This is a genomic window from Corynebacterium sp. HMSC075D04, from assembly GCF_001815635.1.
Classification (GTDB): domain Bacteria; phylum Actinomycetota; class Actinomycetes; order Mycobacteriales; family Mycobacteriaceae; genus Corynebacterium; species Corynebacterium coyleae.
On the sequence record NZ_KV821360.1, the window covers coordinates 1 to 26,097 of the forward strand.

Genomic DNA, 26,097 nt, shown 5'->3' on the forward strand with positions numbered 1-26,097 from the left:
AACCGCCTTCACAAACCCCCAGGTGATAACGAACGCCATGTTCAACACGGAGCTCATCGTCTGGTTGCACAACCACCGAGCTAGACGACCAGCGGAAAACAGCAGGCCAGGACCGTCGAGCAACACCCGAACAAGCACCGAACTTCGCGACCAAGACAACCCGCTGAGTGCAAAAGTGCAGTGGCCCTGAGGGCAAAAGAAAACGCCCGGTACCTTCCCGAAAGGGGAGGTACCGGGCGCGGGCTTTAGCGCTTAAGAGTTAGCGCGCTTGCCGTGATTCGCCTTCTTCTTGCGGCGATCCTTGCGCTTACGACCACGCTTGCTCATGAGGGTCTCCTTTATATATCTGTACCGGTTACAGACCTATCACTGTATCGCCTGCGATACCGGAGAGGAAAATTAGGCGGACATGCGAGCGCGGTTGCGGGCGAGTGCCTTGTTGCGACGCTTCAGTGCGCGACGCTCTTCCTCAGACAGGCCGCCCCACACGCCGGCGTCCTGGCCGGTCTCGAGTGCCCACTTCATGCACTGGGTGGTTACTGGGCAGCGATGGCAAACAAGCTTCGCCTGTGCGATCTGAGCGAGGGCGGGGCCGGAGTTACCAACCGGGAAGAACAGTTCCGGGTCTTCGTCGCGGCAAATTGCTTCGTGGCGCCAATCCATGATGATGCTCCTTAAAAAATAAATCGGTACTGCGTGGTCGGTTTTCGTGCACCACTAAAACACCCAACGATGTAGGTGCGTTGCAAACAAAGTTTGGTTCCTGGCTCCGGGCGGTGCCTCTCGGTGGATTCGAGATCCCGTCTTCCGGTTTACCGGGCGTTAACCCCGTGGTGTCTGAGGGTTAAGGGCTGAGTTACCAGCCCGTTGTTTTTGCTACTTGTGAATAATGACATGTTCATGCAAAGCCCGCTAGGGTTCGAGGCTAAAATGTGCGCGGAATCACAGAATGTATCTACGTCATCGCGGTCACATTTGCACTTCTGGGCCGATCCGCAAGCCAATGGTCTACCCTCTGACCTGGGATGATAGTAAACGGGTGGTGGAGGTGCCCGGGTCAAATCGTGTTTTTCGGATTTCTGCCGGTTCGCTGGGGTTCATCTGCCGTATCGGTGGCGATAGACTGCTTTGTTGTGACTACGAATCGGAATCAATCCCACGCGCCCGTCCCAAATGACCCGGAGCAGCAGCCGTTCGCGGATGCTGAGGTCCCACCCCTGATGCGTTTCGGCGCGATGGTGGTGCTGGTGCAGTGCTTGGCGATCTTTGTTTATGTGGTGACGCTGATCCGTGATCAGTTCCTTGCTACCGAGCACACCCTGGAGTCCGACTCGCCGGTTGCTGGTTACGTCAACATCGGTACTGCGGTGTTTTTGCTGATCATTTTCGGCTACATCGCGTTTGTGTCGGTGGAGACTCTGCGCGGCCGTCCGCGTGCGACTGGCGCGGTGGTCCTCATTGAGGCGATTCTTGGCGGCGTGGCTATCTATATGTTCCGCGGCGGGGCGGTAACGCTCGGCGTGGCGACACTGATTTCGGTGGTGTTGGTGCTGGTCACCGTGTTCCACCCGCGTTCGAGGGCGTATAACGAGGCGCAGTATGAGGAGCGTAAGGCGCGCCGCTAATCGACGACACCGCTCACCCCTCCGGCCTCGCTAAACCTTGGCGTCGAGGACGACGATGTCGTCGCCACGCTTTTCCACAATGGTTGCGCCGGCGGAGGAGATGTGGACGGGGCCGGTGTAGCCGCCGCGGTCGACGGGAATGATCTCGTCGACCGCGTTTTTGTCCCAATCCACAACTGCGATGCCGTCCTGGGAGGCGTAGAGCAGGCGGTCGCCGGCGGCGAAGCCGGTGCCGAGTGCGCCTTGGAACACGCCGGTGACGCCGAGCCCTGCCGGCTCCATGAGCAGGAGGGAGTCGTCCTGCCAGTAGGACATGTGGTGGGGGAGGTCGGCGACGGGGAGGACGGCGATGGTGCCGTCGAGACGCTGTGGCTCACCCATTGCTGGCACCGAGGAGGAGCTGGTGTTGTTGCCTTCCTTGTCGTAGGCCAGGACCTGCTTCTTTGACGGGTCGTAGACCGCGGCGGCGTCTTGGGAGACGGCGACGAGGTAGGCCTGCGGGTCGATCTCAATGTTGGCGTCGACTTCGGGTTCGCGGGAGTCTTCCGGGGTTGCCTTTTGGATGCGGAGGAAGGTGCCGTCCCCACACGTTTCGGTCAGCGCGACGAGTTCGGTGCGGGTGAGCGCGGAGGTGATCACGCAGCCTGGGTTGGGCTGCATGTCGGATTCTTGCGGGGCTTCGATGTAGCCGTATTCCATGGTGCGCACCATGTCGGAGCGCCATACTTCGATGCGTTCGCTGGAGGCGTAGCCAATGCGGTCGTTCGAGGCCAGGCGCGTGACGTTTTCAGACGCCGGGGCGGATCGGGTGCCGGCGTATTGGCCGGTTTTCGCGTCGATGGCCACCACGTCGCCGCAGCCAGCGTTGTCGCGGTAGACAGCCACAACCTTGTCCCACGCCTGATCCATCAGGCACAGGTCGTTGGGGCGTTCGTAGGTCCAGACGGTCTCGCCCTCAGGGTTCGTCGCGGTCAGCGTGTGATCGTTGTAAGTAATGATCAAGCCGTTAGCTACGAGCGGTTGCGCGCGTCCGGAGGTGTCGGTGAGCCGGAAGCCCTCGCTTAGCGACGACGGCACCACCGCCAACTGACCAAAATCCTCCTGAGCTTCGGCTGCTGGAGAGAGATCAGCCTGGCGCACCGGGGCGGTGAAAAAGGCGGTGCCGACAAGCAACGCCGAAACGCCGGCGATGACGCCGGTGGCAATGAGGTCGCGGCGGGTGCGACGCAAAGGCTTACTCAACGCCGTTTCCTTCCTGAACGCTTGCCCGGAGCCGCCGGGCGGGATGGACGGTTTGGTCGTGCCCCGAGCACTTTACGCGGGCGTCCGACATGGCCAGTAGCTGACTCCGGGAAACCGAACTCCTCCTGCAGTTCAGGGGAGGTGGAGAACCACTCGGGCAGGTTGGGTTTGCCCAGGTCGAGGTCGGTGTTGATCATGGACCACTTCGTCGCTTCGTCGTAGCCGACGAGGGTGACCGCCACGCCGGTGCGTCCTGCGCGGCCGGTTCGCCCGATGCGGTGGACATACGTCATGGGGTCGTCCGGGGTTTGGTAGTTGATCACGTGGGTGACGTCGTCGACATCAATGCCGCGTGCCGCGACGTCGGTGGCGACGAGGATTTCCACGTCGCCTCGTCGAAAAGCATCAAGAGCTTTCTCGCGCGCAACCTGGCCGAGGTTGCCGTGGACCGCGCCGACGGCAAAGCCACGGCCAGCAAGATCCTCGGCGAGATCGGCCGCCGAGCGCTTCGTGCGGGCGAAAACAATGGTGCGCTCGCGGCCCGGAGACTGCAGGATACGGGCGATGACCTCGGCTTTATCCATGCGGTGAGAGAGGAACGCAACCTGACGGGTGGTGGCGTGGGTAGCGGAGGCATCTTCGGATTCGGCGCGGATGTGCACCGGCTTGTTCATCTTCGAACGGGCAAGGGACAGGATCGGGCCCGGCATGGTGGCGGAAAAGAGCATGGTCTGCGTTGCGCCCACGGCGGACCAAAGCTTTTCGATGTCGGGCAGGAAGCCCATGTCGAGCATCTCGTCGGCCTCGTCAAGCACGAGGATGGCGACCTTATCCAGTACGAGCGCGCCACGGTCATGCAGGTCAATCAGGCGGCCAGGCGTGCCGACGACAATGTCCGCGCCCGCTTCGAGTGCCTCGAGTTGTTCCTCGTAAGGGCGGCCGCCGTAGACCGTGGCCACGCGCACCGGCGTGTGCACGGCAAGGCGTTCGATGTCCTCGCCGACCTGCACCGCAAGTTCGCGCGTCGGGGCGATGAGCAGTGCGCGCGGGGTGCCGTCGAGTTCGGCAATGTCTGCGTCGTCAAAGACGCGGTCTAGCACCGGCACACCGAAACCGAGCGTCTTACCCATACCCGTGCGGGCCTGGCCAATGATGTCGCGTCCGGCCAGCGCGATGGGCAACGTGAGCTCCTGAATGGAGAACGGGTGGGTGATGCCGTGGTCCGCAAGCGCGTCCACAATTTCAGCCGCAACCCCCAACCCGGCAAACGTCGTTTTCTTTGGCGCACGACGAGCAGCGCCACGTTGTTCACTCTCAGCTGCGTAGGGCACGCGTTCATCTTAGCTACCGGCCGTTACAATGGGGCCGTCCGCCAGCAGGTGGTTACGTTTAGCTATTGCACCTGCGGGCACACAAAGCGCAACAAGAAAAGGACAGTGAGCGAGAAAATGGATATCAAGATTGGTCTTGCAGACACCCCGCGCGAACTAGCGATCAAGCTTCCGGAGGGCCAGGAAGACATCTTTGCCACCGTCGAGCAGGCGATTGCGAACGGTCAGGCAACCTTCAAGCTGGAGGATGCCAAGGGCCACTCCTACCTGATCCGCACTGACCGCGTCGTTTACGTCGAGCAGGGCAGCACCACGGCCCGTAGCGTCGGCTTCATGCGCTAAATTACTCAGACATGGCACAACAGCAGGGCACTCCGTCTCACGGTGGGCGCCATAGTGAGCACCACGGGGGCGCTGAAGAGGACTTCGGCGACTGGTTTGATAGCTGGGGTATGGAGTCTGGCGACGACACCCCGCAGGGCGCAAGCCGTGAAGAGGGACGTCTTGTCGCCTTTGCCCGCGAGTACGGGTGGCGCGCGTATGCAATCCCGGTGCTTGCGGTAATTACCGTGTTTGTCCTGCTGGATATGGTGCAAAACCCGGATGAGCAGGCGATCGGGACGGTCGCCGAGTCCGCGTCGGCTCCGGCCGGTGAAGCGGGCATGGCTGGTGCGGATGCGGATCAACCGAAGCCGCTGGAGCCTGCGAAGATCGCGGAAGGCATCTTTGACCCGCACGATCTGCCGCCGGGTGGCCCGTACACCACGACGGGTGAGGGCACGTTCTACGAGGTCGGCATCCCTGGTGCCAATGCGGGCCAGGGCACTGAGATTGTGGTGCGCTACATCGTCGAGGTCGAGCACGGCATCGACGCCTCCGGTTACGGCGGGGATCAGTCGTTTGCCCAGATGGTGGATGCAACGTTGATGGATCCGCGCGGGTGGACGAACGATCCGCGCTTCCGCTTCGAACACGTGTCGGCAGATCAGGATCCGACGCTGAAGATCCGTTTGACCTCTCTGGATACGACGGCGGAGCTCTGTGGTGCCGCGTTGGGTACGGAGACGAGTTGCCGTACTCGCATTACGGGCGAGGACACGGTGATTATTAACGAGTCGCGCTGGGTGCGCGGTGCCGTGCCGTTCCAGGGTGACATCGGTTCGTACCGCCAGTACCTGATTAATCACGAGGTGGGCCACGCTGTGGGCTTTGCGGAGCACGTGCCGTGCCCGGAGGCGAATGCGCTTGCGCCGATCATGATGCAGCAGACGCTGAGCCTGAACAATGCGCAGTTGCATGAGATGAGCCCGGAGGAGAACTACCCGAACAACGACGACACGTGCCGGCCGAACCCGTGGCCGTATCCGCGTCCGGCCGTGAATTAAGAAGGTGGTGTCGGTGGTTTCTTTGCTTAAGCCGATTCCGGCACATGTGCTTTCCGCATTCCAGATCGACGACATTGAGCCGGTTGCGGTCCCGCAATTTTGGAACAATGGCCTGCGCTTCGGGCGTGTTGTGTTGTCGCATGCGCGTGAGACGTCCGCGTGGTCTGGAAAGGCTCGAGAGAAGGCAGTGCCGGGGGAGGGGCTGCGCATTTCGCGTCCTGTGCGTGCGACGGATGGTCGCTTGATCGTTGCGGGGTATTGCGCGACTGAGTTTGCCACCGGTGAGCCGCGCGAGCGTGTCGATGAGGCGGTTGCAGCAGCATTGCTTTACGACGACGCCGTGGCTGGCATCGAAGCCCCCTCCGGCGAGCGCACCGGGCTGGTTGCCAATGCTGACCGGGCGGTGTGGCGCGAGGAGCACCTCGGGTCTGAGGGCGTGGTCGCGCACCTGGATTTCTTGTCGCATTTGCTGTTCGATGGCCACGCTGAGTCTGTGCTGACCGAGTTCGATCCGTCCGTTGGGTTGCGCCCGCGTGGTTTTACGGCAGCGCTGGTGATCGTCGATGGTCTGCTGGCCGGTGCTGTGGATCCGGACATTGTGGCGCGTTGGTCGCATATCCCCAGGCTGGACTGGTTGTTGGAGAAGGCGATCGAGTACCGTCGACACACGACTCGCGGGCTCGGTTCGGATGTATGTTCGATAGATGACGTTGTTGAGATTGTCGTGTCGTACTGAACTGGCACAATCTCCTTTATGTTGTTTCCACACCCTTCACCAGTGCCTCCGGCAGCGTTAGAGCCGAAGGCGTACCTCGTGCCGCGCGAGCGCAACATCACCCCGCGGACCTGGGACAACCCGCTGCCTGAGGCCGGGTTGTGGAAGGTCACCGGCCGGCCCGGCTCAGGCGTGAGTAGTTTTCTTGTGGATACGGCGGCGGCCGCGGTGCGTCGTCACGCAGGCGCGGGGGACCCGGGTGGCATTTTGGTGCTGACGGACTCGAAGGAAACCGCCGGACGGCTGCGCTCGCAGTTGTCGGACACGCTGGCGCAGTCGGGGTTTGTTACCGATGAGCCCATGGTGCGCTCCGTGCACTCGCTGGCCTTTGCCATTTTGCGCTCGCATGTGGACGAAGAAATCCGCCTGATCTCCGGTGCGGAGCAGGACGCAGTGATCCGCCAGTTGCTCCAAGGCCAAGATGAGGATGGTCGTGGCTCGTGGCCGGAGGATCTGCGCCCGGCGCTTCCACTGGTCGGCTTTGCCCGTCAGCTGCGTGACTTCCTGCTGCGTGCAGTGGAACGTGGTCTTGGCCCTGTCGAACTGGAGGAGCTGGGCAGCCGACATGGTGTGGGCATCTGGAGCGCGTCTGGCGAATTCTTGCGCGAGTACCAGCAGGTGATGGCGCTTTCGGGAGCGCGCAGGCTGTCCGCCTCGGAGCTGGTGGATCAGGCGGTGCGACTGCCACTGCCGCGCAGGTGGCACACGGTGATTGTGGACGATGCCCAGCACCTCGCACCCGCTGCCGGCGCGCTGGTCAAGCGCCTGCTGGATCAGGCGGACTTGGGTGTGGTCGGCGGGGACGAGGAGCAGTCGGTGTTCCACTTCCGTGGTGCGTCGCCTGAGTTCTTCCGCACCCTTGGCGGGCTGGAGCACACCACGATTGACCTGGGGGAGTCCAAGCGCGATCCGCGTCGCAGCGTGGCAATTGCGCCCGATTCTGCAACGCAACTGGCGGCGGTGGCGGATGCGCTGCGCCGTGCCCACTTCGAACACGACGTGGACTACCGGGATATGGCGGTGATTGTCCGCTCGACCACGGGCATTGATCCGGTGCGCCGCGCGCTGTTGCGCTCTGGGGTTCCGGTGTCGCTCAACCCGACGGACCTGGTGCTTTCGGAGCAGCGCCTGGTGGCATCGCTGTTGCTGGGCATCCGGGCACTGTACGAGGAGCTCACGCCGAGCGAGTGGCGCGACCTGCTGCTTGGGCCTGTGGGTGGTGCGGATCCGGTAACGCTGCGTCGCCTCATTCGTGGGCTTCGCCGCTGGGCACCTGAGCGTCGTGCCGAAGAGTCGCTGCGCGAGTTGCTGACGGATCCCGCCGGGTTGCCTGACTTTGATACGTGGTTGACCGACCGTGAGCTCGACATCCTCCAGCACGTGCGTGGCGTGCTTGACGCGGGACGTCAGGCCTACGCGGAAGACGGCAGCGTAGAAGAGATCCTTTGGGCGCTGTGGCAGGCCACGGGCCTGTCGAATCGCTTGTTGGCCTCGGCGCTGCGCGGTGGTGCGACGGGCTCGCAAGCGGACCGCGACCTAGATTCCGTCATGGCGCTGTTCGATGCTGCGGGCGACTACACGGAGCGCCGTCCCGCTGCCGGGGTGGAGTCGTTCGTGGACTTCATCCTGGAACAGGAACTGCCCACCGGTGTGCGCGACCGGCGCACCGCAACCCCCGATGCAGTGTCGCTGCTCACCGCTCACGGTGCTGTCGGGCGAGAGTTTCGCCGTGTCATCGTGGCGGGCGTGCAGGACGATACATGGCCAAACCTGGGGGAGACCGGCTCGCTGTTCCGCCAAGAAGACTTGATCGACCTGGTGGATCATGACGTGGATCCGGACGTGCCGGTCTCCCACACCGTGGAGCGTCTGATTGAGGAACGCCGCCTGTTTACCGTCGCCACCACCCGCGCCACCGAATACCTGCTGGTGATTGCGGTTGACGACGAAGACGCGGAGAAAGAAGGTGAACCCTCCCGATTCGTCGAGGAATTCTGTGAAGACCACGGCCTCACCCCGGCACGCTTGCGGCTGAGTTCGGCATCGCAGGCGGATCTTGGCGACGACACCGAGACGCTCGTGCGCGTGCTCGCCCACGACGATCTGGTGGCGGAGTTCCGCCGGGTGCTCACGGATCCTTCGGCGGATGAGGCGACGCGCTCCCAGGCTGCCCGACAGTTGGCGCGCCTGGCGGACGCGGGTGTGCTTGGTGCGGACCCGCGGCAGTGGTGGACTACCACGATGGTGTCTACCAACGAGCCGCTGAGCGCCAGCCCGACGCTGTCGCCGTCGCGAGTAGAAGGCCTGCTGAAGTGCCCGATGAGTGAGGTATTGCAGCGCATGGTGGGCCTGGACGAGTCGATGGACATGGTCTACGGCGTGATGGGCCACGCCTACCTGGAAGCGCTCGGCCGTGGTGTGGATCCGGACGACGCGTATAACGCCGTGATCGCCGCACGCAAGGAGGTCAGTGACGCACCTGCGTGGAAGGCGCAGCGCGACATCGAGGAGTTTGAGCGCTTGCTGGAGCGCACCCGCACCTGGCTAGAAACGAGCCGTGGCGCGTTTGAACAGGTCGCGGTGGAAACATCCGTTGACGTGCAAGTCAGCGACAACGTGCGCGTCCGGGGTCGTGTGGACCGCTTCGAGCGCGACGGCGATGGTGCGCTCTACGTGGTGGATCTAAAGACCGGTGCGACGGCGCCCACGAAGAAAGAGATCGGTGAGCACGCCCAGTTGCTTACCTACCAACTCGCGCTGGCTCACGGCACGTTCGACGGCAAGCGGGTCGTTACCGCACGCGGGGAGTCGGACATCACCGTGGGTGGTGCGATGCTGGTGTTCCCGAAGAAGGACACCAAGGCCATCACGGTGCTTGAGCAGGCTGCCAAGACACCAGAGGAGCTAGCAGAGTTCGCCGAGGCTATCGATACATTGCCCGCCGAAATGACAGGACCTACGCTGCTTGCCACAACGGGGAAGCATTGCGATCGCTGCAGTGTGCGCGCCTTGTGCCCGGTGCAGCCGGAAGGGGAGATGATTCACAATGTTTAACCAAGAAACCATGTCCCCGAAGCTGCTGTCGCGCTACCTCGGGCAGAAGTTCCCGCCGACGGACCAGCAGGCGGAGGTTATCGGCGCCCAGCCAGGCCCGCTACTGGTTGTCGCAGGTGCCGGCGCCGGCAAGACGGAGACGATGGCCGCGCGTGTGGTGTGGCTCGTCGCTAATGGCTTTGCACGCCCCGAAGAGATTCTGGGTCTGACGTTTACCCGCAAGGCCGCCCAGGAGATGAAAAAGCGTATCCGCGACCGCCTGGCCACGCTAGCGCAGAACCGCGACCTGGTTGCGCGCCTCGATCCGTCTGGGGAATTAGCCAAGCGTCTAGAGGTCATCGCACCGCAGGTGTCCACCTATGACTCGTATGCAGGCACCTTGATCCGTGAATACGGCCTGCTCGTGCCGGCGGAACCGGACGCGCGGTTGATTACGGATGCGGAGTTGCACGCCATCACCACCGAGGTGGTGCGCAACTACGCCGGTTCGTTGCTGCCGGACGGGAAGAACCGTGCACTTGGCAGCGTGGTGCAAAACGTGCTCAAACTCATCACCGCGATGGGCAACGAACTTGCCACCCCGGAGTGGGTCACAGAGCATGCCCACGACTTCCTTGCAGAGACGGAGTCGTACCCCTCGGCGAGCAAGATCGAGTTTTCGAAGATTCTGCAGGGGTGGCGCGATATCCAGAAGGAGCGCGTGAACTACCTGCCGCTCGCACAGGCAGTGAACGAGGAGCTGCGTAAGCGTGGTGTGATCACGTTCAACGAACAGATGTCTCTCGCGTCTGCGTTGGCGCGTGATCATGCGGTGGTGGGGGCGTCGCAACGCAATCGCTTCCGCGTGGTCATGCTGGACGAGTACCAAGACACCTCACACGCCCAGCGTGTGTTGCTGCGCAGCCTTTTCGGTGAAGCGCAAGATCCGGGCCTGACGGTTACAGCGGTGGGCGATCCGATGCAGGCGATTTACGGCTGGCGTGGCGCGACCGCGGCGAACCTGCAGGCGTTCGTAGAGGACTTCCCGCTTGAAGGCGGCTCACCAGCGCCGAAGTTGCAGTTGACCACCTCGTGGCGCAACCCGCCTGAGGTGCTGGATCTGGCCAACGGGGTGTCCGATGCGATCCTGGGCACCGACGAGACAAAGCGTGCCGTGGCACCGTTGGCGCCGCGCCCGGGGGCGGATGCTGGCGATGTCACGCTCGGGTTCTTTGGCACGCAGGCCGAAGAGATCGAGTTCGTCGCCGATGAGCTGGCGAAGACATACGCCCAGGCCCAGGAAGCCGAGGAGCCGTTTTCGGCGGCCACGCTTGTGCGCAAGAACAAGCACTCGCAACTCATCGCCGCAGCACTCGAGGCCCGCGGTGTGCCCTACGAAATCGTTGGCCTGGGCGGGTTGCTGGACGTGCCGGAGGTCGCCGATACGGTTGCCGTGGCGACAATGCTTGTGCGTCCCGACGACACCGCGGCAGCACTGCGTGTCCTCGGCGGGCCAGCTGTTGGGTTGGGCCTTGCGGACTTGCGTGCGCTGGCATCGCGCGCGAACAACCTGCGCGGCAAAGAAGACCACCGCGAAAACACGCAGCGTATCAGCGACCCCTACGCCCACTTGGTCAGCCAACTCGAAGAGGCGATTGCCCAAGCCGACGACATCAAGGCGCGCACCGACCGCCCAGAAGGACTCACGGATGCGCTGGCGGATCTCGGCGAGCCGGAACGCTACAGCGAAGAAGGCCTGCAGCGCATGCGCGATACGGCCGCCAAGCTGCGTTGGCTGCGCACCCACAGCCTGGGCAAGCGCTTAAGTGACCTGTTCGCGGACATCATCCACGTCTTCGGCATCCGCACCGAGGTGCTCTCCCGCCACAGCGCGACGGGCGCGGTGCATCTGGATCGACTGTTGGAGGAGGTAGCCAATTACCCCGGCGCAGGCCTGGACGGACTGCTGGATTACTTCGAACTCGCCCGCGAGCACGAAGACAGCCTGACCCCGGGTGCGGTGACGGTGAAGGACGACCGGGTGCAGATCATGACAGCCCACAAGGCGAAAGGCTTGGAGTGGGATACCGTCGCGGTGCTGCATGCCGATTCGGAGACGTATAAGCCGAAGACGGAAACCTTCCTCACCTTCGTGCAGTTCCTGCCTACGGAGACCTACGGCGATCCGGAGATCTTCCCGGAGTTCGGCGAAGTGGACACGCGTACCGACTATCAGAGGGCGGGCGAGGCATGGAAGAAGCACGTCACCGCAGACCTGGCGGAGGAAGCAGCGCGTCTGTTCTATGTTGCGGTGACGCGTTCTGGCGGGAAACTCATCGTCACCGGTTCGCGCCGTAGGTCTGACGTGGTCAAGGAAGCAGCGCCGTACCAGCACTTTGCCACCATGCGCGACGTTGTCGCACCGGAGTGCGTGGTGGTCTGGAACGACGGTACGAATACTGACGCAGACAGCGATACCGACGCCAGCGCCGACGCTCTTGTCGACGACGGCGAGCGCACCGGCCGCTGGCCAAACTACGCCCCGTTGGCCACGGACGAAGCAGCCGCGCAGGCGGTCAACGCCGCGCGCGAGAACCTGCCAAAGTTCGTAGACGGCGAACTGTTTACCCTCTGGGAGCGCGACGTCTCTGCACTCATCGAAGAACACGAGCAGGCCCAGGCCGGCGACGTCCCGGTGGTCATGCCGGGCGAACTGACCGCGTCCGATGTGGTGGCGCTGAAGGCCGACCCGGTGCAGTTCGCGCGCCGGGCACGCCGCCCAGTGCCGTTTAAGCCGAACACTTACGCCAAGCGCGGTACCGCCTTCCACGAGTGGTTGGAGGAGTTCTACGGTGCACGCCCGTTGCTGACCGAAGACGAGCTTCCCGGCGGGGATGAGGCTGAGGTGGATCGTGCGGTGCTGGAGCGGCTCAAGCGAAACTTTGAGGCCAGTGAGTGGGCGTCGCGCACCCCGACGTTTGTGGAGCATCCCTTCGAGCTCGCCGTGGGCGAGGGCGTGGTCCGCGGACGTATGGATGCCGTCTTCGAGGACGCCGACGGCTGGACCGTCGTGGACTGGAAGACCGGCGAGAAGCCAAAGCGGGATGCGATGGAAGCGGCGCAGTTGCAGCTTGCGGTTTACAAGGCGGCTTGGGAGCGTATCTGTGGTGACGGTCGTCCGGTGCGCGCTGTATTTTTCTACGTGCGCACCGGTGAGACGTATGCTCCGCGTAGTCTGCCCGATGCGGCAGAACTCGAAGAGCTACTCAGCAGATCTGCCGAAGGCAAGGGTAAGGACGAAACGGAATGAAACTGCGCAGGGTTTTTACGCTGAGCGCGAACGTCGCGGATCAAACGGCGATCCCGGTGCACCACCTGCTCGATGTGGTCAGTATCCCGGCCCTGGAGCGGGCGACGCCGTGGTCGTTGATCGCGCGCCGGTTCGGCTACGCCCTGCTGCTTATCGTTGCCGTCGCGATCGTCGCGTTCATTGATCGCAATGGATACTCCGAGCCGTTGACGTTCATTGACGCGTTGTATTACTCGGCGGTGACCCTGTCTACCACGGGCTACGGTGATATCACTCCGGTGACGCAGTCGGCCCGAGTCATCAACATTTTCTTCGTCACTCCGGCCCGTGTGGCCTTCCTGATGCTCCTCGTCGGTACGACTTTGTCGGTGCTGACGGAGGATTCCCGTAAGACGCTGCAGATCCAACAGTGGAGGAATACCGTGCGCAACCACACCATCGTTATCGGCTACGGCACGAAGGGCCGCTCGGCGGTCGACGCATTGGTGGCAGGCGGTGCGTCGCCGTCGTCGATTGTTGTCATCGACCCGGACCCAGCTGCGCTTGCCGTCGCGGAGAAGCACGGTTTGGTCACGGTGCACGGCAATGGCACCAAGTCGGACGTGTTACGCATTGCGGCGGTGAGCCGTGCGCGTTCGGTGATCGTGGCACCGTCTTCGGACGATACGGCTGTGCTGATCACGCTGTCGGTGCGTGAGTTGGCGCCGAGTGCCATGATCGTGGTCAGCGTGCGAGAGGGGGAGAACCAACACCTGCTTATGCAGTCGGGCGCGGACTCTGTGGTGGTCTCCTCCGAAACGGCCGGACGTCTGCTTGGCATCGCAACGGTGACCCCGCCCGTGGTGGAGATGATGGAGGATCTGCTCAGTCCGGACGAAGGCTTCGCGGTGGCAGAGCGTCAGATCGCGGACGACGAGGTTGGTGCGAACCCGCGCCACTTGGCAGACATCGTGCTTGGCGTGGTGCGCTCCGGTGAGCTCTACCGCATCGATTCCCCCGAAGCAGAAACGGTCGAGCCGGGCGATCGCCTCCTGTACGTGCGCATGAACACCCCGGATATCCGCCGCCAGGCGGAGAAGGCAGTGCGCGATGAGGATTGATCTGAGCGTGCTTGATAGCGACCAACGTGTCGCCGCCGAAGCACCCCGCGGGCCTGTGTGCATCCTCGCCGGTGCGGGCACGGGTAAGACGAGGACGATTACGTATCGCATTGCCAACCTGATCGATCGCGGCACGGTCGCCCCGAACAAGGTGCTCGCCGTGACGTTTACCCAGCGCGCGGCAGGGGAGATGCGCGACCGTCTGCGCACCATGGGTATCGGGGGAGTGCAGGCGCGCACGTTCCACTCCGCGGCCATGCGGCAGTTGCAGTACTTCTGGCCGCAGATCGCCGGTGACCTGCCGTGGCGGCTTTTGGATAACAAGTTCCCGTTGGTCGCCCGCGCCGCGCGCGCCGGTGGGCTGGATACAGGCAAGGAAATGGTGCGCGACCTGCTTAGCGAGATCGAGTGGGCCAAAGCCAGCGTGATCGGCCCGGAGGATTACGCCGCACGCATCGCCGATACCCCGCGCACCCCGCCGACGGATCCGCAGCGCGTGGCCCAGGTGTACCGCCTCTACGAGGAGGCGAAGACGAGCCCGGATGGCATGCTGCTCGATTTCGACGACCTGCTGCTCCACGTCGCCGGCGCGCTTGAGAACGCACCCGCGGTGGCGGAGGAGTTCCGCGCCCAGTACCAGACCTTTGTGGTGGACGAGTACCAGGACGTCACCCCGCTGCAGCAGCGCGTGCTGGAGGGCTGGCTGGGTGATCGCGACGATCTGACCGTGGTGGGCGATGCCAACCAGACCATTTACTCGTTTACCGGCGCAACCCCGGATTACCTGCTGAACTTCTCGCGCACCTACGAGCACGCCACAGTGGTGAAACTGCAGCGCGACTACCGCTCCACGGTAGAAGTCACCGAGTTGGCCAACACTGTCATCGGCAAGGCCAAGGGGCGTGTCGCGGGTACTCGCCTGGAACTGGAGGGCATGCGCGGGCGCGGTCCGGCGCCACAGTTCAACGGCTACGACGACGAGCCGTCTGAGGCCCGCGCCGTGGCCCGCGCGATCAGGCGTTTGCTTGACGACGGCGTACCCGCCCGCGAAATCGCCATCCTGTACCGCATTAACTCCCAGTCCGCAGCGTTCGAAGCGGCGCTGGCCGATGCGGGCATTGCCTACCAAGTCCGTGGCGGGGAAGGCTTCTTCCACCGCGCGGAGGTCCGCGAAGCCATTTCGGCGCTGGTCCGTGCCGCGCGTCGTACGGATCTGCCGGACGATCCGGTGGCGGTTGCTCGCGCCGCGTTCGCACCCATCGGCCTGACCCAGACCGAACCCGAGGGCGCCCAGGCTCGTGAGCGCTGGCAGTCACTCAGCGCGCTTGTGGATCTCATCGAGGAGATCGTCCGCACCCGAGAAGCCGAGGATCTCCCGCAGGTGTTGCGCTCGTTGCGCCAGCGCGCAGAGGCCAAGCAGCCACCCGCTGTGGACGGGGTGACCCTGGCCAGCCTGCACGCCGCGAAGGGCCTGGAGTGGGACGCAGTATTTCTCGTTGGCCTGGTGGAGAACACCTTGCCGATCTCGCACGCGATCAAGGCCGGCGACGACCAGATCGAAGAAGAACGCCGCCTGTTCTACGTCGGGGTGACGCGTGCGCGTGAGCACCTGCACTTGTCGTGGTCGCTGTCGCGCCAGGAAGGTGGGCGAAAGAACCGGTCGCGGTCGCGCTTCTTGGACGGCATCGCACCGGAACTTGATGTGGAGCGCTCCCCGGAACGCCTCAAGCGCAACCGCCGCTGCCGCGTATGCGGCAACCCGCTGTTCAGCCCACCAGACAAGGCGCTCGGACGCCACGAGGAGTGCGAGCCGAGTTACGACGAGAACGTGCTCGCCGCCCTGAAACGCTGGCGCCTCGACGTCTCACGCGCAGCGGGACGCCCGGCTTACATGGTGTTCTCGGATGTGACACTCATGGCAATCGCCGAGGCCATGCCCGCAAACGAGACGGAACTGCTTGGCATCTCCGGCATTGGGCCGGTGAAGGTGGAGGAGTACGGCGCGGGCGTGCTGGCAACGCTTGAGGAGCACCGCCACTAAGGCAGCCCCAGCCGCGCCAGCCCAGCCGCGCCAGCCCAGCCAGCGCTAGAAGCACATCGGGCAGTCTGGGTGCGACGGCACCTGCCGCGCCAGAACAGGTGAAGGCGCGAACGGGTCCGCGACCACCACGTCACCAGCCACAGGCGTCGGCGCCGACACCCCGGGCGGGTCGGGCGCACCGGCAAGCCTGCCCGCCACCGTCGCTGCCGCCACCGCACCGGCCGCCAGGGAAACCGGCTCGGCGGCGATTGCCGGCGGGAGGTGCTCCTCCACCTGGTCGATGTTTGGGTCCCGGTCCAAAAGGTACAGCCGGGCGCACACCGGGCACGGCCCAGACGGAGCGCACACAGGGCCGACGACCACGCGCGCGTCGAACTGCGTCACCGGCACCACAGGGCCACGCCGGCCACGGGTCGCGGCGGCGATCTGATCCACCTCGGCAGCACAGTTCACGGCAAGCACCGGCAGGTGCGGCTCGTGATCGAGCAGGAACTTGCTCACCGACTCGTCCTTCATCGGGCTGCGCGTCACCACACCACGGCGCGACAGCAGCAGCGTGATCTGGGAGGCCAGCGCGTCGCGCCCCACCACCAGCACTTGTGGGGTGGTGGTGGGGATGAGGAGCCGGTAGGTGATGAGGTCGTCGATAAGACTGCGCGCACGCGCCTCACCGAGATGCACCGTAAGGGCTGCGACAACGGTTTTGAGCATCCGCGGATGCGTCAGTGAGTCGAGGACCGTGACCACCTCGTCGGCGCTGGGCACGGTGATGAGCCCGGTGCGTGTCGCGTCTGCCCCGAACTGGATCGTTTCTGGCGCGCGTACGAAAACGCGGACGCCGCGCGCGAGTTGTATGCGTGTGTGTTCTTGGATTGCCACGTGTGTTCCACCCCCGCGTCGCATCCTACAATGTTGCGCTATGTCTGGGATGCAATATCGCGTGATCCGCTCCGCCCGTCGTGCGAAGACGGTGCAGGCCAGGGTGGTCGGCGGGGTGGCGGAGATCCGCATTCCGGCGCACTTCACCAAAGCGCAGGAGCGCGAGATGGTGGAGCAGATGCTGACCAAGTTGGAGAAGAAAACGTCGACGCGTTTGCTTGACGACGACTCCCTACGCACCCGCGCCGAAACCCTGAACAAGGAGATTCTGCAGGGGCGGGCAACGATTGGTTCGGTGCGGTGGGTGTCTAACCAAAACACGCGCTGGGGCTCCTGCACCGTTTCGACCGGTGATATCCGCATCAGCGATCGGCTGCGCGACGTACCGGCCTACGTGCTGGACGCGGTGCTGGTGCACGAGTTAACGCACACCTTCATCCCGAACCATTCGAAAGAGTTCTACGCCTGGGCGGATCGGGTACCCAAGGCGGAGCGCGCCCGCGGGTTTTTGGAGGCCTACCAGCGCTACGGCTAGCCCAGCCCCGCCGCGCGGCCAGGCAGCGCCTACAGCTCCGTGCCGTCCTGGCTGCCGTCGTCTTTGCCGTCGCCGTCTTCGCGCTTCAACTCGGGGTTGTTGCGCAGTTCTTCTTCCAACTTGGCAAATTCGTTGTCCAGGTCGGTGTCGGGGGTGTCGTCGAGAAGCGTGTCGATGAAGGACGCCGGGTTGTCCAGCTGCTCGCTGGACGGCAGGAGGTCGGGGTGCTCCCAGACGGCGTCACGACGATCCACGCCCACAGCGGTGCCTGCGCGACGCCACAGTTCGGCGGCCTCACGGGTGCGAGGGGCTGCGAGTTCGATGCCGACGATGTTGGCAAAGGCCTGCTCAGCAGAACCACCGGTGGCGCGGCGGCGTGCCCACGCCTCGGCGAGTTGCGGGGTGGTGGGGATGCGTTCGCTGAGGGCTTCGTCGACGACGACGTCAACCCAGCCTTCAACAAGCGCGATCAGGGTCTCCAAGCGGGACGTAGAGGCGGCGTTGCGGGTGCCCACGCGCGGGGAGAGGTCCTCGTCTTGCAGGCGCTGCATGGCCTCCTGGATCTGTGCAGGATCGCCACCATCCAGGTTCAGGTCGCGGACGGCCTCTTCGATGTGGGAGGTGTCAATCTGCAGGCCGGCGGCGTATTCCTCCACGGAGGACACGAGGCGCTCGACCAGCCACGGCACGTTGCGGAACAGGCGCTGGCGTGCGGCCTCGCGTGCGGCGATGTAGACCATCACTTCCTGGCCCGGCAGGTCCAGGCCCTTGGAAATCTCCGCGATGTTGCGCGGCAGGACCGCACCGATGCCGGCGGGTGCGACAGGCAGGCCGAAGTCGGTGCCGGTCAGCGCCTGCTGGGCAAGATCGCCCAGTGCGTGGCCCAACTTCATGCCGAACTGCATGGAGTTCATCTGGTTAACCATGCTGACCATCGGGCCCATCATCTCGCGGGCCTCTTCGGGCATGGTGTCTAGCTGGGCGCGCGCCATGTTGGCGGCGACCGGGTTGACCAGGCGCTTCCACATCGGCATGGTCTGCTCCAGCCAGTCTTGGGCGTTCCAGGCCTTGGCCTGTGCCTGGCTGGCGGGCAGTGCAGTGGCACCGTCGAGCCAGAGCTCCGCTAGGCGGAAGGACTCCTCGGCGGCGCGGGAGTCTGCCTCGCTGACCGGGTTCACCCCGGCGATGCGCTGGCGAGCCATGCGGGCGGCCAGATCGAAGTTGACGGCGTCGCCGTCCTCCTGGGCGTTCATGGAAGAGCCCATGCCGGAGAGCATTTGGCCGAACTGATTCAGGATGTCGCCAAGCCCGCCAGCACCAGCGCCACCAGCGCCACCAGCGCCCCCAGGGCCGCCGGGGCCACCGAATCCACCGAACCCGCCGGACCCAAAGTTTCCGCCGAAACCGAAGGCTGCAAACGGGTTGGTCGGCTCGCCACGCCCGTTGTCGTTGTTGTTGCCTTCGTTGTCCCTGCCCTCGTTGTCGTCGTTGCCGTCGTTGGGAAAGGAGAATCCGAATCCGTTACTCATAGGCGCCACAATACAGCTGCACAACGGCGCGGGTTGGAGCTGCTGGTTGCTGCGCTAACATGTGCCACCATGACGAACGCGCACACACCAGCGGACGCGGCAGAACACACGCCCGCGACCAAGACAGCGAACAAGCGTTTTTCCACGCTGGTGTGGGGTGCAGTGCCTATCGCGTTGCTTGCGGTGGGAATGACGATGGACCACATTCCCGGCACGGACATCAAGCTCACGGTGCCGTACGCGGCGGAAGGGGCGGGCCCGACGTTTGACACGCTCAGCGAGATCCAGGGCACGCCCGTGGTGGACATCGAGGGGGCGGAGACCCTTGAGACTGGCGGGCAGCTGAATATGACCACGGTGTCGGTGCGGACGAACATGACGTTGGGACAGGCGTTGGCGCGCTGGGCGGTGACGAAGGACACGCTGGTGCCGATCGAGCAGGTGATGCCAGCGGATCGCAGCGAGGAAGAAACGCGCGAGTTTAACCAGCAGATGTTTGTCGCGTCGGAGGCGTCGGCGACGGTTGCGGCGATGCACTATCTGGGCAAACCCACAACGGTGAACATCCATGACGTGGTCAAAGGCGCTGCCGCGGACGGGATCTTGCAGCAAGGCGACAAGATCCTTGCCATCGACTCCACTCCGGTAGCCAAGCCGAGCGCGGTCCAGGACGTGGTCTTTGCCAAAAAGCCCGGCGAGACGGTGGATGTGACCATCAGCCGCGACGGCAAAGAAGAGACGAAGACCGTCGAGCTGAAGGAGAATCCGCACGAGAAGGGCAAGCCGATGCTTGGCATTCTCATGGATTCTGAGCCCGCCGATGGCCTGAAGGTGCACTACAACCTCAACGACATCGGTGGCCCGAGTGCGGGCATGATGTTCTCGCTGGCGGTGATTGACAAGTTGACGCCAGGCGAGCTCAACGGGGGCAAGTTCGTTGCCGGTACCGGCACGATTAACGACGACGGCGAGGTCGGCCCCATCGGCGGTATCACCCACAAAATCCGTGGCTCGCGCGATGAGGGCGCTGAGTTGTTCCTCGCGCCGAAGGGCAATTGTGATGCGGTGAAGCGGGCCGACGCTGGCGACATGACCGTCGCCGCCGTGTCCACCCTCCAGGAGGCAGTGGATGCGATGGAGGCGTTCGCCGCAGGCCGCGACGTGCCAACCTGCGACGGCTAAGGGTTAGGGCTTCTTCGCCAGGCCGAGGTCGTAGATCCGCTGGCGCGGGTCCTCCTGGTCGGAGGAGATCAGTTGCTGCATGACCAGGCCCTCGCGGTTATCCACCACGGTGATGATCGCGGAGGTGCCCAGCGTGGACCAGCCGACTACGCGGTCGCCGGAGTCTTCCACCACGCGCGAGGAGCGCAGCTCCGTGAGCAGTTGGGTCGAGGAGGCCGCCTTCGATTCGGAGTCGAAGAATTGGAACTGGCCGATCTCGTCGCCCTGGCAGTCATAAGAACCGCTGATCCCGCCGGCGCCGCAGCCTTCGAACTGGTCGAAGAACTCCTCAGGCGCAAGGGAGGCGAAGCGCTCGCGTACCTTCTCCAAGGTTGCCTCCGCAGACGAGTCCGCTTTCTCCCGCTTCGAGGAGCTTGTGCTTGTCGACGACACCGTCTCGGAAGCAGACTCAGACGCAGACTCCGACTCCGACGCCGTGCCAGATTCAGACGCAGCGATGGTAGTTGTCACGGAGGTGGTCGTTTCAGGCGTGGTCGTCTCCGAATCCGAGGAGGTGGTTGGGTCCTCGCTGATGTACGACGTCGAGATGGGGCTGCTGGTCGCGTTGGCCTCGTCGTTATCGCCACCACCACAGGCGGCGAGAGACAGCGAGCCGACAAGGACAGCGGAGGCGATTGCGCGGCGGGACACAGACACGGTCAGAAGCTCCTTGGATTGGGTTTCGGGTGTCTAGCTTAAACCAGGTCGTCCGGGTCTTGCTCAAGCCCGTAGCGCAGCGCAGCGATCACACCCGGCGCGACTTCCGGGCCGCCACGCAGCTCGATGTCGTCCTGTGCGAAGGGGCCGCGCTCCTCCAACTCTTCATCCGTCAGGCGCATCTGCAGCAGGGTCTGCTCGATGTCTTCGGTACGCAGCACGCCGGAGAACAACCGCGCCGGGCGCGCCTCGGCATCCGCCGGGGCAGAGGCGTCGCGGAAGAGGATCTCCTGCGCCAGGATCACGCCTTCAACCTCACGCGGCCAGGCCAGGCGGGTGACATACTCGCCGAGCTCCTCGGAACCGGGCAGGATATTCTCCGGCAATTCCTGCACAACCAGGGTGAGGGGGGAGGAGTCGTCGAGGGTGCCCAGCTCGTCGACAAGCAATTGCGTTGGCACCAGACCGAAGAGGGTAGGCGGGGCGTCCCAACCTTCGGCGTGGACGAAATCGACGGCCTCCATCATGGCCTTATTCAGGGCTTGTTGTTCGCGCACGGGAACCTTTCCGGATTGTTGGCCGTTAAACTTTCTAGGCTGTAATGCACATAGACGTTGGACAACACTATTCCTAAGGAGCAGGCTTGGCTACCCGCCTCACCCGGCCACAACCACGGTCGCAGAAACCGAATAAAGGCCTCATGGTCACACTCGGTGTACTCGCCGCACTTTTCTTCCTCCTGCCAGTGCTGATCGGTATCTATACCGATTTTCTCTGGTTTGGGGAGGTTGACTTCCGCGGTGTTTTCAACCGAGTGATCCTCTTCCGTGTCGTGCTGTTTGTCATCTTCGCGCTGCTTGGTGCAGCCGTCGCATGGGCAGCGGCACGGATTGCGTGGCGTGGCAGGCAACAAGACAGCGGCGATATTTTCGGCGAGACCTCGCAGCAAGCGCAGTACCGCGCCGCCGTGCAAGACGGTGTGAAGGGGCTGCTGACCTGGGTGCCGGTGATCGTGGGCATCATGTCTGGTCTTGCTGGCCAGCGCATGTGGCGTGTGTTCATGATGTGGTTCAACGGTGGGGACTTTGGCACCACCGACCCGCAGTTTGGCAAGGACCTAGGCTTCTACGCGTTTAGCCTGCCGGCAATCTCTGCGATTGTGGGCACGCTGTCCATGCTGCTCGCCGTGGCATTTTTGATCGGTGCGGTGGGCCACTACATGCTCGGTGGCATCCGCATTGGCAACAACGTCACCGGAGTCAAAGGCATGGTGTCCAAGCCGGCACGCATCCAGCTCGCCGTTACCGCAGGCCTGTGGATGCTGACCAAGGCCGTGACCTACTGGCTGGACCGCTACTACCTGCTATCCAGCCAGAATGACATCTTCACCGGTGCGTCCTACACCGCGGTCAACGCGATGCTGCCCGCGAAGATCATCCTCACCGTCATCGCTGTGGTTGTCGCCGCGGCGTTTTTCGCCTCCATCGTGTTCAAGGACTTCCGCGTCCCAGTGCTGGCAACGGTGCTCATGCTGGTGTCCTCCATCGTGGTGGGCAACGTGTGGCCGGCGCTTTTGGAGCAGTTCTCGGTCAAGCCGAACCGTCAGGCCAAGGAATACGAGTACATCGGCCGCAACATCGAAGCCACACGCGAGGCATACGGGCTGACCGATGACAAGGTCACCTACATGGAGAACTGGGGCGGCAACACCTCAAACACCGATGTGGCTAAGGATGCGGCGACGATCTCCAACCTGCGCCTGCTGGACCCGGACATCATTTCCCCGACGTTTACCCAGAACCAGCAGCTGCGTAACTTCTACGGCTTCCCAGACCAGCTGGCCATGGACCGCTACGAGGTCGACGGCCAGATGCGCGACTACGTTGTCGCCGCGCGTGAGATGGACCCGAACGCGCTGAGTGAAAACCAGCGCGACTGGATTAACCGCCACACCGTGTACACCCACGGCAACGGCTTTGTCGCAGCGCAGGCCAATACTGTCGACGAGGCCGCGCAGGACGCCGGCTCCACCCGCGGTGGCCTGCCAATCTTTACCGTGTCCGACCTGCAGGCCAACGCCGCCGCCAAGGAGGCCGGCGAGGCTGAAGAGCTGGGCATCAAGGTAGAAGAGCCGCGCATCTACTTCGGCCCGGTGATCGCCTCTGCGCAGGATGGTCTGGACTACGCCATTGTGGGCGATAACGGCCAGGGCCCGGTGGAGTACGACACCGACAACTCCACCTACACCTACACCGGCAAGGGCGGCGTGGACATCGGCAACCCGATCAACCGCGTGGCCTACGCCGTGAAGTACCAGGAACTGAGCTTCCTGCTGTCCGACCGCGTTGGTGGCAACTCGAAGGTGCTCTACGACCGTGACCCGCGCAAGCGTGTGGAAAAGGTCGCACCGTGGCTGACCACCGACTCCAAGACCTACCCGGCTGTTATCGACGGCCGCGTGAAGTGGATCGTGGACGGCTACACCACCCTGTCCCAGCTGCCGTACTCCACGCGTACTTCCCTGCAGGACACCACGCAGGACGCGCTGAATCCGGACGGCACCACCCAGCGTCTGATCACCGACAACGTCGGCTACATCCGCAACTCCGTCAAGGCCACCGTTGATGCCTACGACGGCACCGTGGACCTCTACGCGTTCGACGAGTCCGACCCGGTACTCAACGCGTGGATGAAGTCCTTCCCGGGCACCGTGCGCCCGAACTCGGAGATCTCCGACTCCTTGCGTGACCACCTGCGTTACCCGGAGGATCTGTTCAAGGTCCAGCGTGACCTGCTGGCGCGCTACCACGTGGATGACCCGGGCGTGTTCTTCAACAACGACGCCTTCTGGTCTGTGCCGAACGACCCGACCGCACCGGAAGGCCGCGACCAGCTGAACCAGCCGCCGTACTACGTGGTGGCCGCTGACCCGGAGACCAATAAGCCGTCCTTCCAGCTGATCACCCCGTTCCGTGGCCTGAACCGCGAGTTCCTGTCCGCACACATGGCGGTGTCTTCTGATCCGGAGACCTACGGCAACATCACCGTGCGCGTCCTGCCGACGAACACCCAAACCCAGGGTCCGAAGCAGGCTCAGGACGCCCTGATGTCCTCCGACCAGGTGGCGCGTGACCGCACCCTGTGGGAGGGGACGAACGATCTGAAGAACGGCAACCTGCTCACCCTGCCGGTGGGCGGCGGCGAGATCCTCTACGTCGAGCCGATCTACTCGCAGCGCAAGGACCAGGCCTCGGCCTTCCCGAAGCTGTTGCGCGTGCTGGTGTTCTACCGCGGCCAGGTGGGCTACGCCCCGACCGTGTCCCAGGCGCTGAAGCAGGTGGGTATCCACTCTGACGCAGCCCAGGAAGTCGAAGTGGTGGACGAAAACGCACCACAGGGTGAGGCTGAAACTACCCCCGCTGAGGAAAACAAGGAAGCCACACCGGAGGGTGATAACGCGCCGAAGGTAAACCGTGACGAGGCCCTGAACAGGATCAATGATGCTCTTCGTAACCTGGAGAGTGCCCGCAACGGCTCCTTCGAGGAGTACGGTCGCGCCATCGACCAACTCGACCGTGCAGTGGCTGAGTACCAGAAGGCGCAGTAACGGGTTATAGTTATCTCGTCCCCCCAGGACCGGGTGCATCGCGCGAAGTGGGCGCGCGATGCACCATTTTTGTATCTAGCATGGTGTTCACAACCAACTCTTTGAGAGAAAGGCTGGATAGACCATGGGACGTTTTGACGGAAAAGTAGCGCTTGTGACCGGTGGCGCATCGGGAATGGGCGCAGCAGACTGCAAACTCTTCGTCGAAGAAGGCGCAAAGGTTGTCATCGCTGACCTCAACGAAGAGCTCGGCGGGGCACTGGCAAACGAGCTCGGCGACAACGCAATTTTTGTGAAGCTCAACGTTGCCGACGAACAGGACTGGAAGGACGCCATCGCGGCGACGAACGAGGCGTTCGGCCGCCTGGACATCTTGGTGAACAACGCCGGCATCCTTCAGATGACGGGCGTGGAGGACACCACCCTGGAGCAGTTCCAGAAGATCATGGCCGTCAACGTGGACGGCGTGTTCTTGGGTATGAAGTACGCCATCCCGGAGATCCGTAAGCAGGGCGGCGGCGCGATCATCAACATGTCGTCCACCGCAGGCCTGGAAGGCCAAGTCAGCGCGACCGGCTACGTGGCATCCAAGTGGGCAGTGCGCGGCATGACCAAGACGGTCGCCGCCGACGTTGCTGACGAGAACATCCGCATCAACTCCGTCCACCCGGGTGCAATTGCAACCCCGATGACGGCAGATTCCCTTGTAGAGGGTGCACCGCTTCCGCTCGCAGCAGCGAACCGTCCGGGCCGCGCCGAGGAGGTTGCGAAGACGGTGCTGTTCCTCGCGTCCGACGACGCGTCCTACATCAACGGCGCAGAGATTGCTGTCGACGGCGGCCTGACCCTGGGCGCCTCGAAGCACATCTACGGCATCCTCGGCCAGCTCGCTGCCCAGCAGTAACGGCAGTAGTAGCGGTAGCGGCAGTAGTAGGGAAGCCCCGATAATTGGATCGCACCAAACCGTCGTGAACAGGCGGTTTGGTGCTCTCTGTCGGTGTATGTATAGTAAGTCCACGTTGCTGGTTACGGCGACAGGCGAAAATCACATATTGCGCCCGACGCGGGGTGGAGCAGCTCGGTAGCTCGCTGGGCTCATAACCCAGAGGTCGTTGGTTCGAATCCAGCCCCCGCTACTAAGATAAGGCCCCTACCAGTGGAAACGCTGGTAGGGGCCTTCTTCATTTTGTGATCGGATCGCCATTTGGTGCACTAGCTGGTGCACTAGGGTCAAAATCCTGCACCAAACGGAACTGCGACGCTCCAACGACGCGGCGCAGGTTTTCGGTGCATTGCTTAGTGATTGCTAGGGCGGCAGCAACGAAGGAACGCCACGGGAGTCGGCAGTTCGAGGAAAGCAACTGCGAACTGCTGTGCAAGTCTCACAACCGCGCCAAAGGTAACGCTTAACCAGCGGCGACGCGGGGATCTAACAATGCTGCGTCGCTAGCGCTCGCACCCAGCGAGCGAGCATCAGGCTGCGCTAGCGACGCCGAGCGCACAAAGGCACTGCACTGCGGGGATACGCCTGCGACCGGCAGAGCCGGACTGAATACGGGATTGACCACGTTCACCCCGTATTCGTGCAAAGGAGCACTGCCATGTCCACTCATTCCCACACGCTTGCATCTCACGGCGAGATCCTCGCGAACCTCCCCGGCATCCTCGGCTTCTACCCGAACAACTCGCTGATCCTCGCGTTCTTCGTCGACGACGAGGGCGTCGACACCGTCCGCCTCGGCCCGGTCGCGCGGTTCGATCTGGACGAGGCCGTGGAGAAGCTCACCGAGAGTCGCGAGCGGTTCGCAGCGTGGGTCCACCACCTCG

General features: G+C 63.6%; 21 protein-coding genes and 1 tRNA gene. 14 read left to right on the forward strand and 8 right to left on the reverse strand.

The window, feature by feature from the left end; all coding sequences use genetic code 11:
• Positions 1-252: 252 nt before the first annotated feature.
• The gene (locus tag HMPREF3048_RS12735; RefSeq protein WP_099046258.1) at positions 253-327 is read right to left on the reverse strand and encodes a 50S ribosomal protein bL37; all 75 of its coding nucleotides are present in this window, start codon (positions 325-327) and stop codon (positions 253-255) included.
• 72 nt (positions 328-399) lie between these two features.
• Positions 400-663, reverse strand: coding sequence for a WhiB family transcriptional regulator (locus HMPREF3048_RS08695; protein ID WP_070422423.1), 264 nt, complete (start codon positions 661-663; stop codon positions 400-402).
• A gap of 470 nt (positions 664-1,133) precedes the next feature.
• Between HMPREF3048_RS08695 and HMPREF3048_RS08700 the strand changes: the two genes are divergently transcribed.
• Complete coding sequence (locus tag HMPREF3048_RS08700) at positions 1,134-1,625, forward strand: hypothetical protein (protein ID WP_224213006.1); 492 nt, start codon at positions 1,134-1,136, stop codon at positions 1,623-1,625.
• A 30-nt stretch (positions 1,626-1,655) separates the two neighbouring features.
• Here HMPREF3048_RS08700 and HMPREF3048_RS08705 read toward each other — a convergent pair whose 3' ends face one another.
• Both HMPREF3048_RS08705 and HMPREF3048_RS08710 read right to left on the reverse strand, forming a co-directional pair.
• Positions 1,656-2,867 (reverse strand): Rv3212 family protein, encoded by a 1,212-nt coding sequence (locus HMPREF3048_RS08705; protein WP_083284780.1) that lies wholly within the window; start codon positions 2,865-2,867, stop codon positions 1,656-1,658.
• Positions 2,864-4,198 (reverse strand): DEAD/DEAH box helicase, encoded by a 1,335-nt coding sequence (locus HMPREF3048_RS08710; RefSeq protein ID WP_070771893.1) that lies wholly within the window; start codon positions 4,196-4,198, stop codon positions 2,864-2,866. Before HMPREF3048_RS08710 ends, HMPREF3048_RS08705 begins: the two co-directional genes overlap by 4 nt.
• 117 nt (positions 4,199-4,315) lie before the next feature.
• Between HMPREF3048_RS08710 and HMPREF3048_RS08715 the strand changes: the two genes are divergently transcribed.
• From HMPREF3048_RS08715 to HMPREF3048_RS08745, 7 genes are all read left to right on the forward strand, one after another.
• Complete coding sequence (locus tag HMPREF3048_RS08715) at positions 4,316-4,540, forward strand: DUF3107 domain-containing protein (RefSeq protein WP_070422420.1); 225 nt, start codon at positions 4,316-4,318, stop codon at positions 4,538-4,540.
• A 110-nt stretch (positions 4,541-4,650) separates the two neighbouring features.
• Positions 4,651-5,583, forward strand: coding sequence for a DUF3152 domain-containing protein (locus HMPREF3048_RS08720; RefSeq protein WP_070483130.1), 933 nt, complete (start codon positions 4,651-4,653; stop codon positions 5,581-5,583).
• A gap of 13 nt (positions 5,584-5,596) precedes the next feature.
• Positions 5,597-6,319, forward strand: coding sequence for a hypothetical protein (locus tag HMPREF3048_RS08725; RefSeq protein ID WP_141758895.1), 723 nt, complete (start codon positions 5,597-5,599; stop codon positions 6,317-6,319).
• Positions 6,320-6,337: 18 nt separating this feature from the next.
• Entirely contained in the window at positions 6,338-9,412 is a 3,075-nt protein-coding gene (locus HMPREF3048_RS08730; protein ID WP_070771894.1) for an ATP-dependent DNA helicase, read from the forward strand.
• Complete coding sequence (locus HMPREF3048_RS08735; RefSeq protein WP_246818886.1) at positions 9,405-12,701, forward strand: ATP-dependent helicase; 3,297 nt, start codon at positions 9,405-9,407, stop codon at positions 12,699-12,701. The genes HMPREF3048_RS08730 and HMPREF3048_RS08735 overlap by 8 nt, the downstream gene beginning before the upstream one ends.
• Entirely contained in the window at positions 12,698-13,801 is a 1,104-nt protein-coding gene (locus tag HMPREF3048_RS08740) for a potassium channel family protein (RefSeq protein ID WP_070571008.1), read from the forward strand. Before HMPREF3048_RS08735 ends, HMPREF3048_RS08740 begins: the two co-directional genes overlap by 4 nt.
• Positions 13,791-15,842 (forward strand): ATP-dependent DNA helicase UvrD2, encoded by a 2,052-nt coding sequence (locus HMPREF3048_RS08745; RefSeq protein ID WP_070771895.1) that lies wholly within the window; start codon positions 13,791-13,793, stop codon positions 15,840-15,842. The genes HMPREF3048_RS08740 and HMPREF3048_RS08745 overlap by 11 nt, the downstream gene beginning before the upstream one ends.
• A 45-nt stretch (positions 15,843-15,887) precedes the next feature.
• On the opposite strand, the gene HMPREF3048_RS08750 is transcribed toward HMPREF3048_RS08745, so the two are convergent.
• Positions 15,888-16,721 (reverse strand): hypothetical protein, encoded by an 834-nt coding sequence (locus HMPREF3048_RS08750; RefSeq protein WP_083316849.1) that lies wholly within the window; start codon positions 16,719-16,721, stop codon positions 15,888-15,890.
• A 40-nt stretch (positions 16,722-16,761) separates the two neighbouring features.
• On the opposite strand from HMPREF3048_RS08750, the gene HMPREF3048_RS08755 reads away from it, so the two are divergent.
• Positions 16,762-17,256, forward strand: a complete 495-nt coding sequence (locus HMPREF3048_RS08755) for a M48 metallopeptidase family protein (protein WP_070571006.1) — start codon at positions 16,762-16,764, stop codon at positions 17,254-17,256.
• A gap of 29 nt (positions 17,257-17,285) precedes the next feature.
• Here the strand turns inward: HMPREF3048_RS08755 and HMPREF3048_RS08760 are convergent, their stop codons facing one another.
• Complete coding sequence (locus tag HMPREF3048_RS08760; protein ID WP_070771896.1) at positions 17,286-18,785, reverse strand: zinc-dependent metalloprotease; 1,500 nt, start codon at positions 18,783-18,785, stop codon at positions 17,286-17,288.
• 69 nt (positions 18,786-18,854) lie between these two features.
• On the opposite strand from HMPREF3048_RS08760, the gene HMPREF3048_RS08765 reads away from it, so the two are divergent.
• Complete coding sequence (locus HMPREF3048_RS08765) at positions 18,855-19,967, forward strand: YlbL family protein (protein WP_070771897.1); 1,113 nt, start codon at positions 18,855-18,857, stop codon at positions 19,965-19,967.
• Between the two features lie 3 nt (positions 19,968-19,970).
• On the opposite strand, the gene HMPREF3048_RS08770 is transcribed toward HMPREF3048_RS08765, so the two are convergent.
• Together HMPREF3048_RS08770 and HMPREF3048_RS08775 are read right to left on the reverse strand one after the other, a co-directional pair.
• Complete coding sequence (locus tag HMPREF3048_RS08770; RefSeq protein ID WP_246818887.1) at positions 19,971-20,663, reverse strand: hypothetical protein; 693 nt, start codon at positions 20,661-20,663, stop codon at positions 19,971-19,973.
• A gap of 38 nt (positions 20,664-20,701) precedes the next feature.
• Positions 20,702-21,190, reverse strand: coding sequence for a PPA1309 family protein (locus HMPREF3048_RS08775; RefSeq protein WP_070771904.1), 489 nt, complete (start codon positions 21,188-21,190; stop codon positions 20,702-20,704).
• Positions 21,191-21,363: 173 nt separating this feature from the next.
• Here HMPREF3048_RS08775 and HMPREF3048_RS08780 point away from each other — a divergent pair, with 173 nt between their 5' ends.
• The 4 genes from HMPREF3048_RS08780 to HMPREF3048_RS08795 all read left to right on the forward strand — a co-directional run.
• Positions 21,364-24,270, forward strand: coding sequence for a UPF0182 family protein (locus HMPREF3048_RS08780; protein ID WP_244268764.1), 2,907 nt, complete (start codon positions 21,364-21,366; stop codon positions 24,268-24,270).
• Between the two features lie 124 nt (positions 24,271-24,394).
• Complete coding sequence (locus HMPREF3048_RS08785; protein WP_070771899.1) at positions 24,395-25,174, forward strand: glucose 1-dehydrogenase; 780 nt, start codon at positions 24,395-24,397, stop codon at positions 25,172-25,174.
• Between the two features lie 158 nt (positions 25,175-25,332).
• Positions 25,333-25,406: transfer RNA gene (locus HMPREF3048_RS08790), tRNA-Met, on the forward strand.
• A gap of 465 nt (positions 25,407-25,871) precedes the next feature.
• Positions 25,872-26,097, forward strand: a 226-nt coding sequence (locus tag HMPREF3048_RS08795; RefSeq protein WP_141758896.1) for a DUF4192 family protein, incomplete at its 3' end; no start/stop codon positions are given.

Excerpts from the sequence above, each read along its gene's own strand:
- HMPREF3048_RS08720 (WP_070483130.1), top strand. The coding sequence starts at position 4,651 with ATGGAGTCTGGCGACGACACCCCGCAGGGCGCAAGCCGTGAAGAGGGA.
- HMPREF3048_RS08740 (WP_070571008.1), top strand. The coding sequence starts at position 12,698 with ATGAAACTGCGCAGGGTTTTTACGCTGAGCGCGAACGTCGCGGATCAA.
- HMPREF3048_RS08745 (WP_070771895.1), top strand. The coding sequence starts at position 13,791 with ATGAGGATTGATCTGAGCGTGCTTGATAGCGACCAACGTGTCGCCGCC.
- HMPREF3048_RS08760 (WP_070771896.1), bottom strand. The coding sequence starts at position 18,785 with ATGAGTAACGGATTCGGATTCTCCTTTCCCAACGACGGCAACGACGAC.
- HMPREF3048_RS08715 (WP_070422420.1), top strand. The coding sequence starts at position 4,316 with ATGGATATCAAGATTGGTCTTGCAGACACCCCGCGCGAACTAGCGATC.
- HMPREF3048_RS08755 (WP_070571006.1), top strand. The coding sequence starts at position 16,762 with ATGTCTGGGATGCAATATCGCGTGATCCGCTCCGCCCGTCGTGCGAAG.
- HMPREF3048_RS08735 (WP_246818886.1), top strand. The coding sequence starts at position 9,405 with ATGTTTAACCAAGAAACCATGTCCCCGAAGCTGCTGTCGCGCTACCTC.
- HMPREF3048_RS08780 (WP_244268764.1), top strand. The coding sequence starts at position 21,364 with ATGGTCACACTCGGTGTACTCGCCGCACTTTTCTTCCTCCTGCCAGTG.
- HMPREF3048_RS08765 (WP_070771897.1), top strand. The coding sequence starts at position 18,855 with ATGACGAACGCGCACACACCAGCGGACGCGGCAGAACACACGCCCGCG.
- HMPREF3048_RS08730 (WP_070771894.1), top strand. The coding sequence starts at position 6,338 with ATGTTGTTTCCACACCCTTCACCAGTGCCTCCGGCAGCGTTAGAGCCG.
- HMPREF3048_RS08775 (WP_070771904.1), bottom strand. The coding sequence starts at position 21,190 with ATGATGGAGGCCGTCGATTTCGTCCACGCCGAAGGTTGGGACGCCCCG.
- HMPREF3048_RS08785 (WP_070771899.1), top strand. The coding sequence starts at position 24,395 with ATGGGACGTTTTGACGGAAAAGTAGCGCTTGTGACCGGTGGCGCATCG.
- HMPREF3048_RS08695 (WP_070422423.1), bottom strand. The coding sequence starts at position 663 with ATGGATTGGCGCCACGAAGCAATTTGCCGCGACGAAGACCCGGAACTG.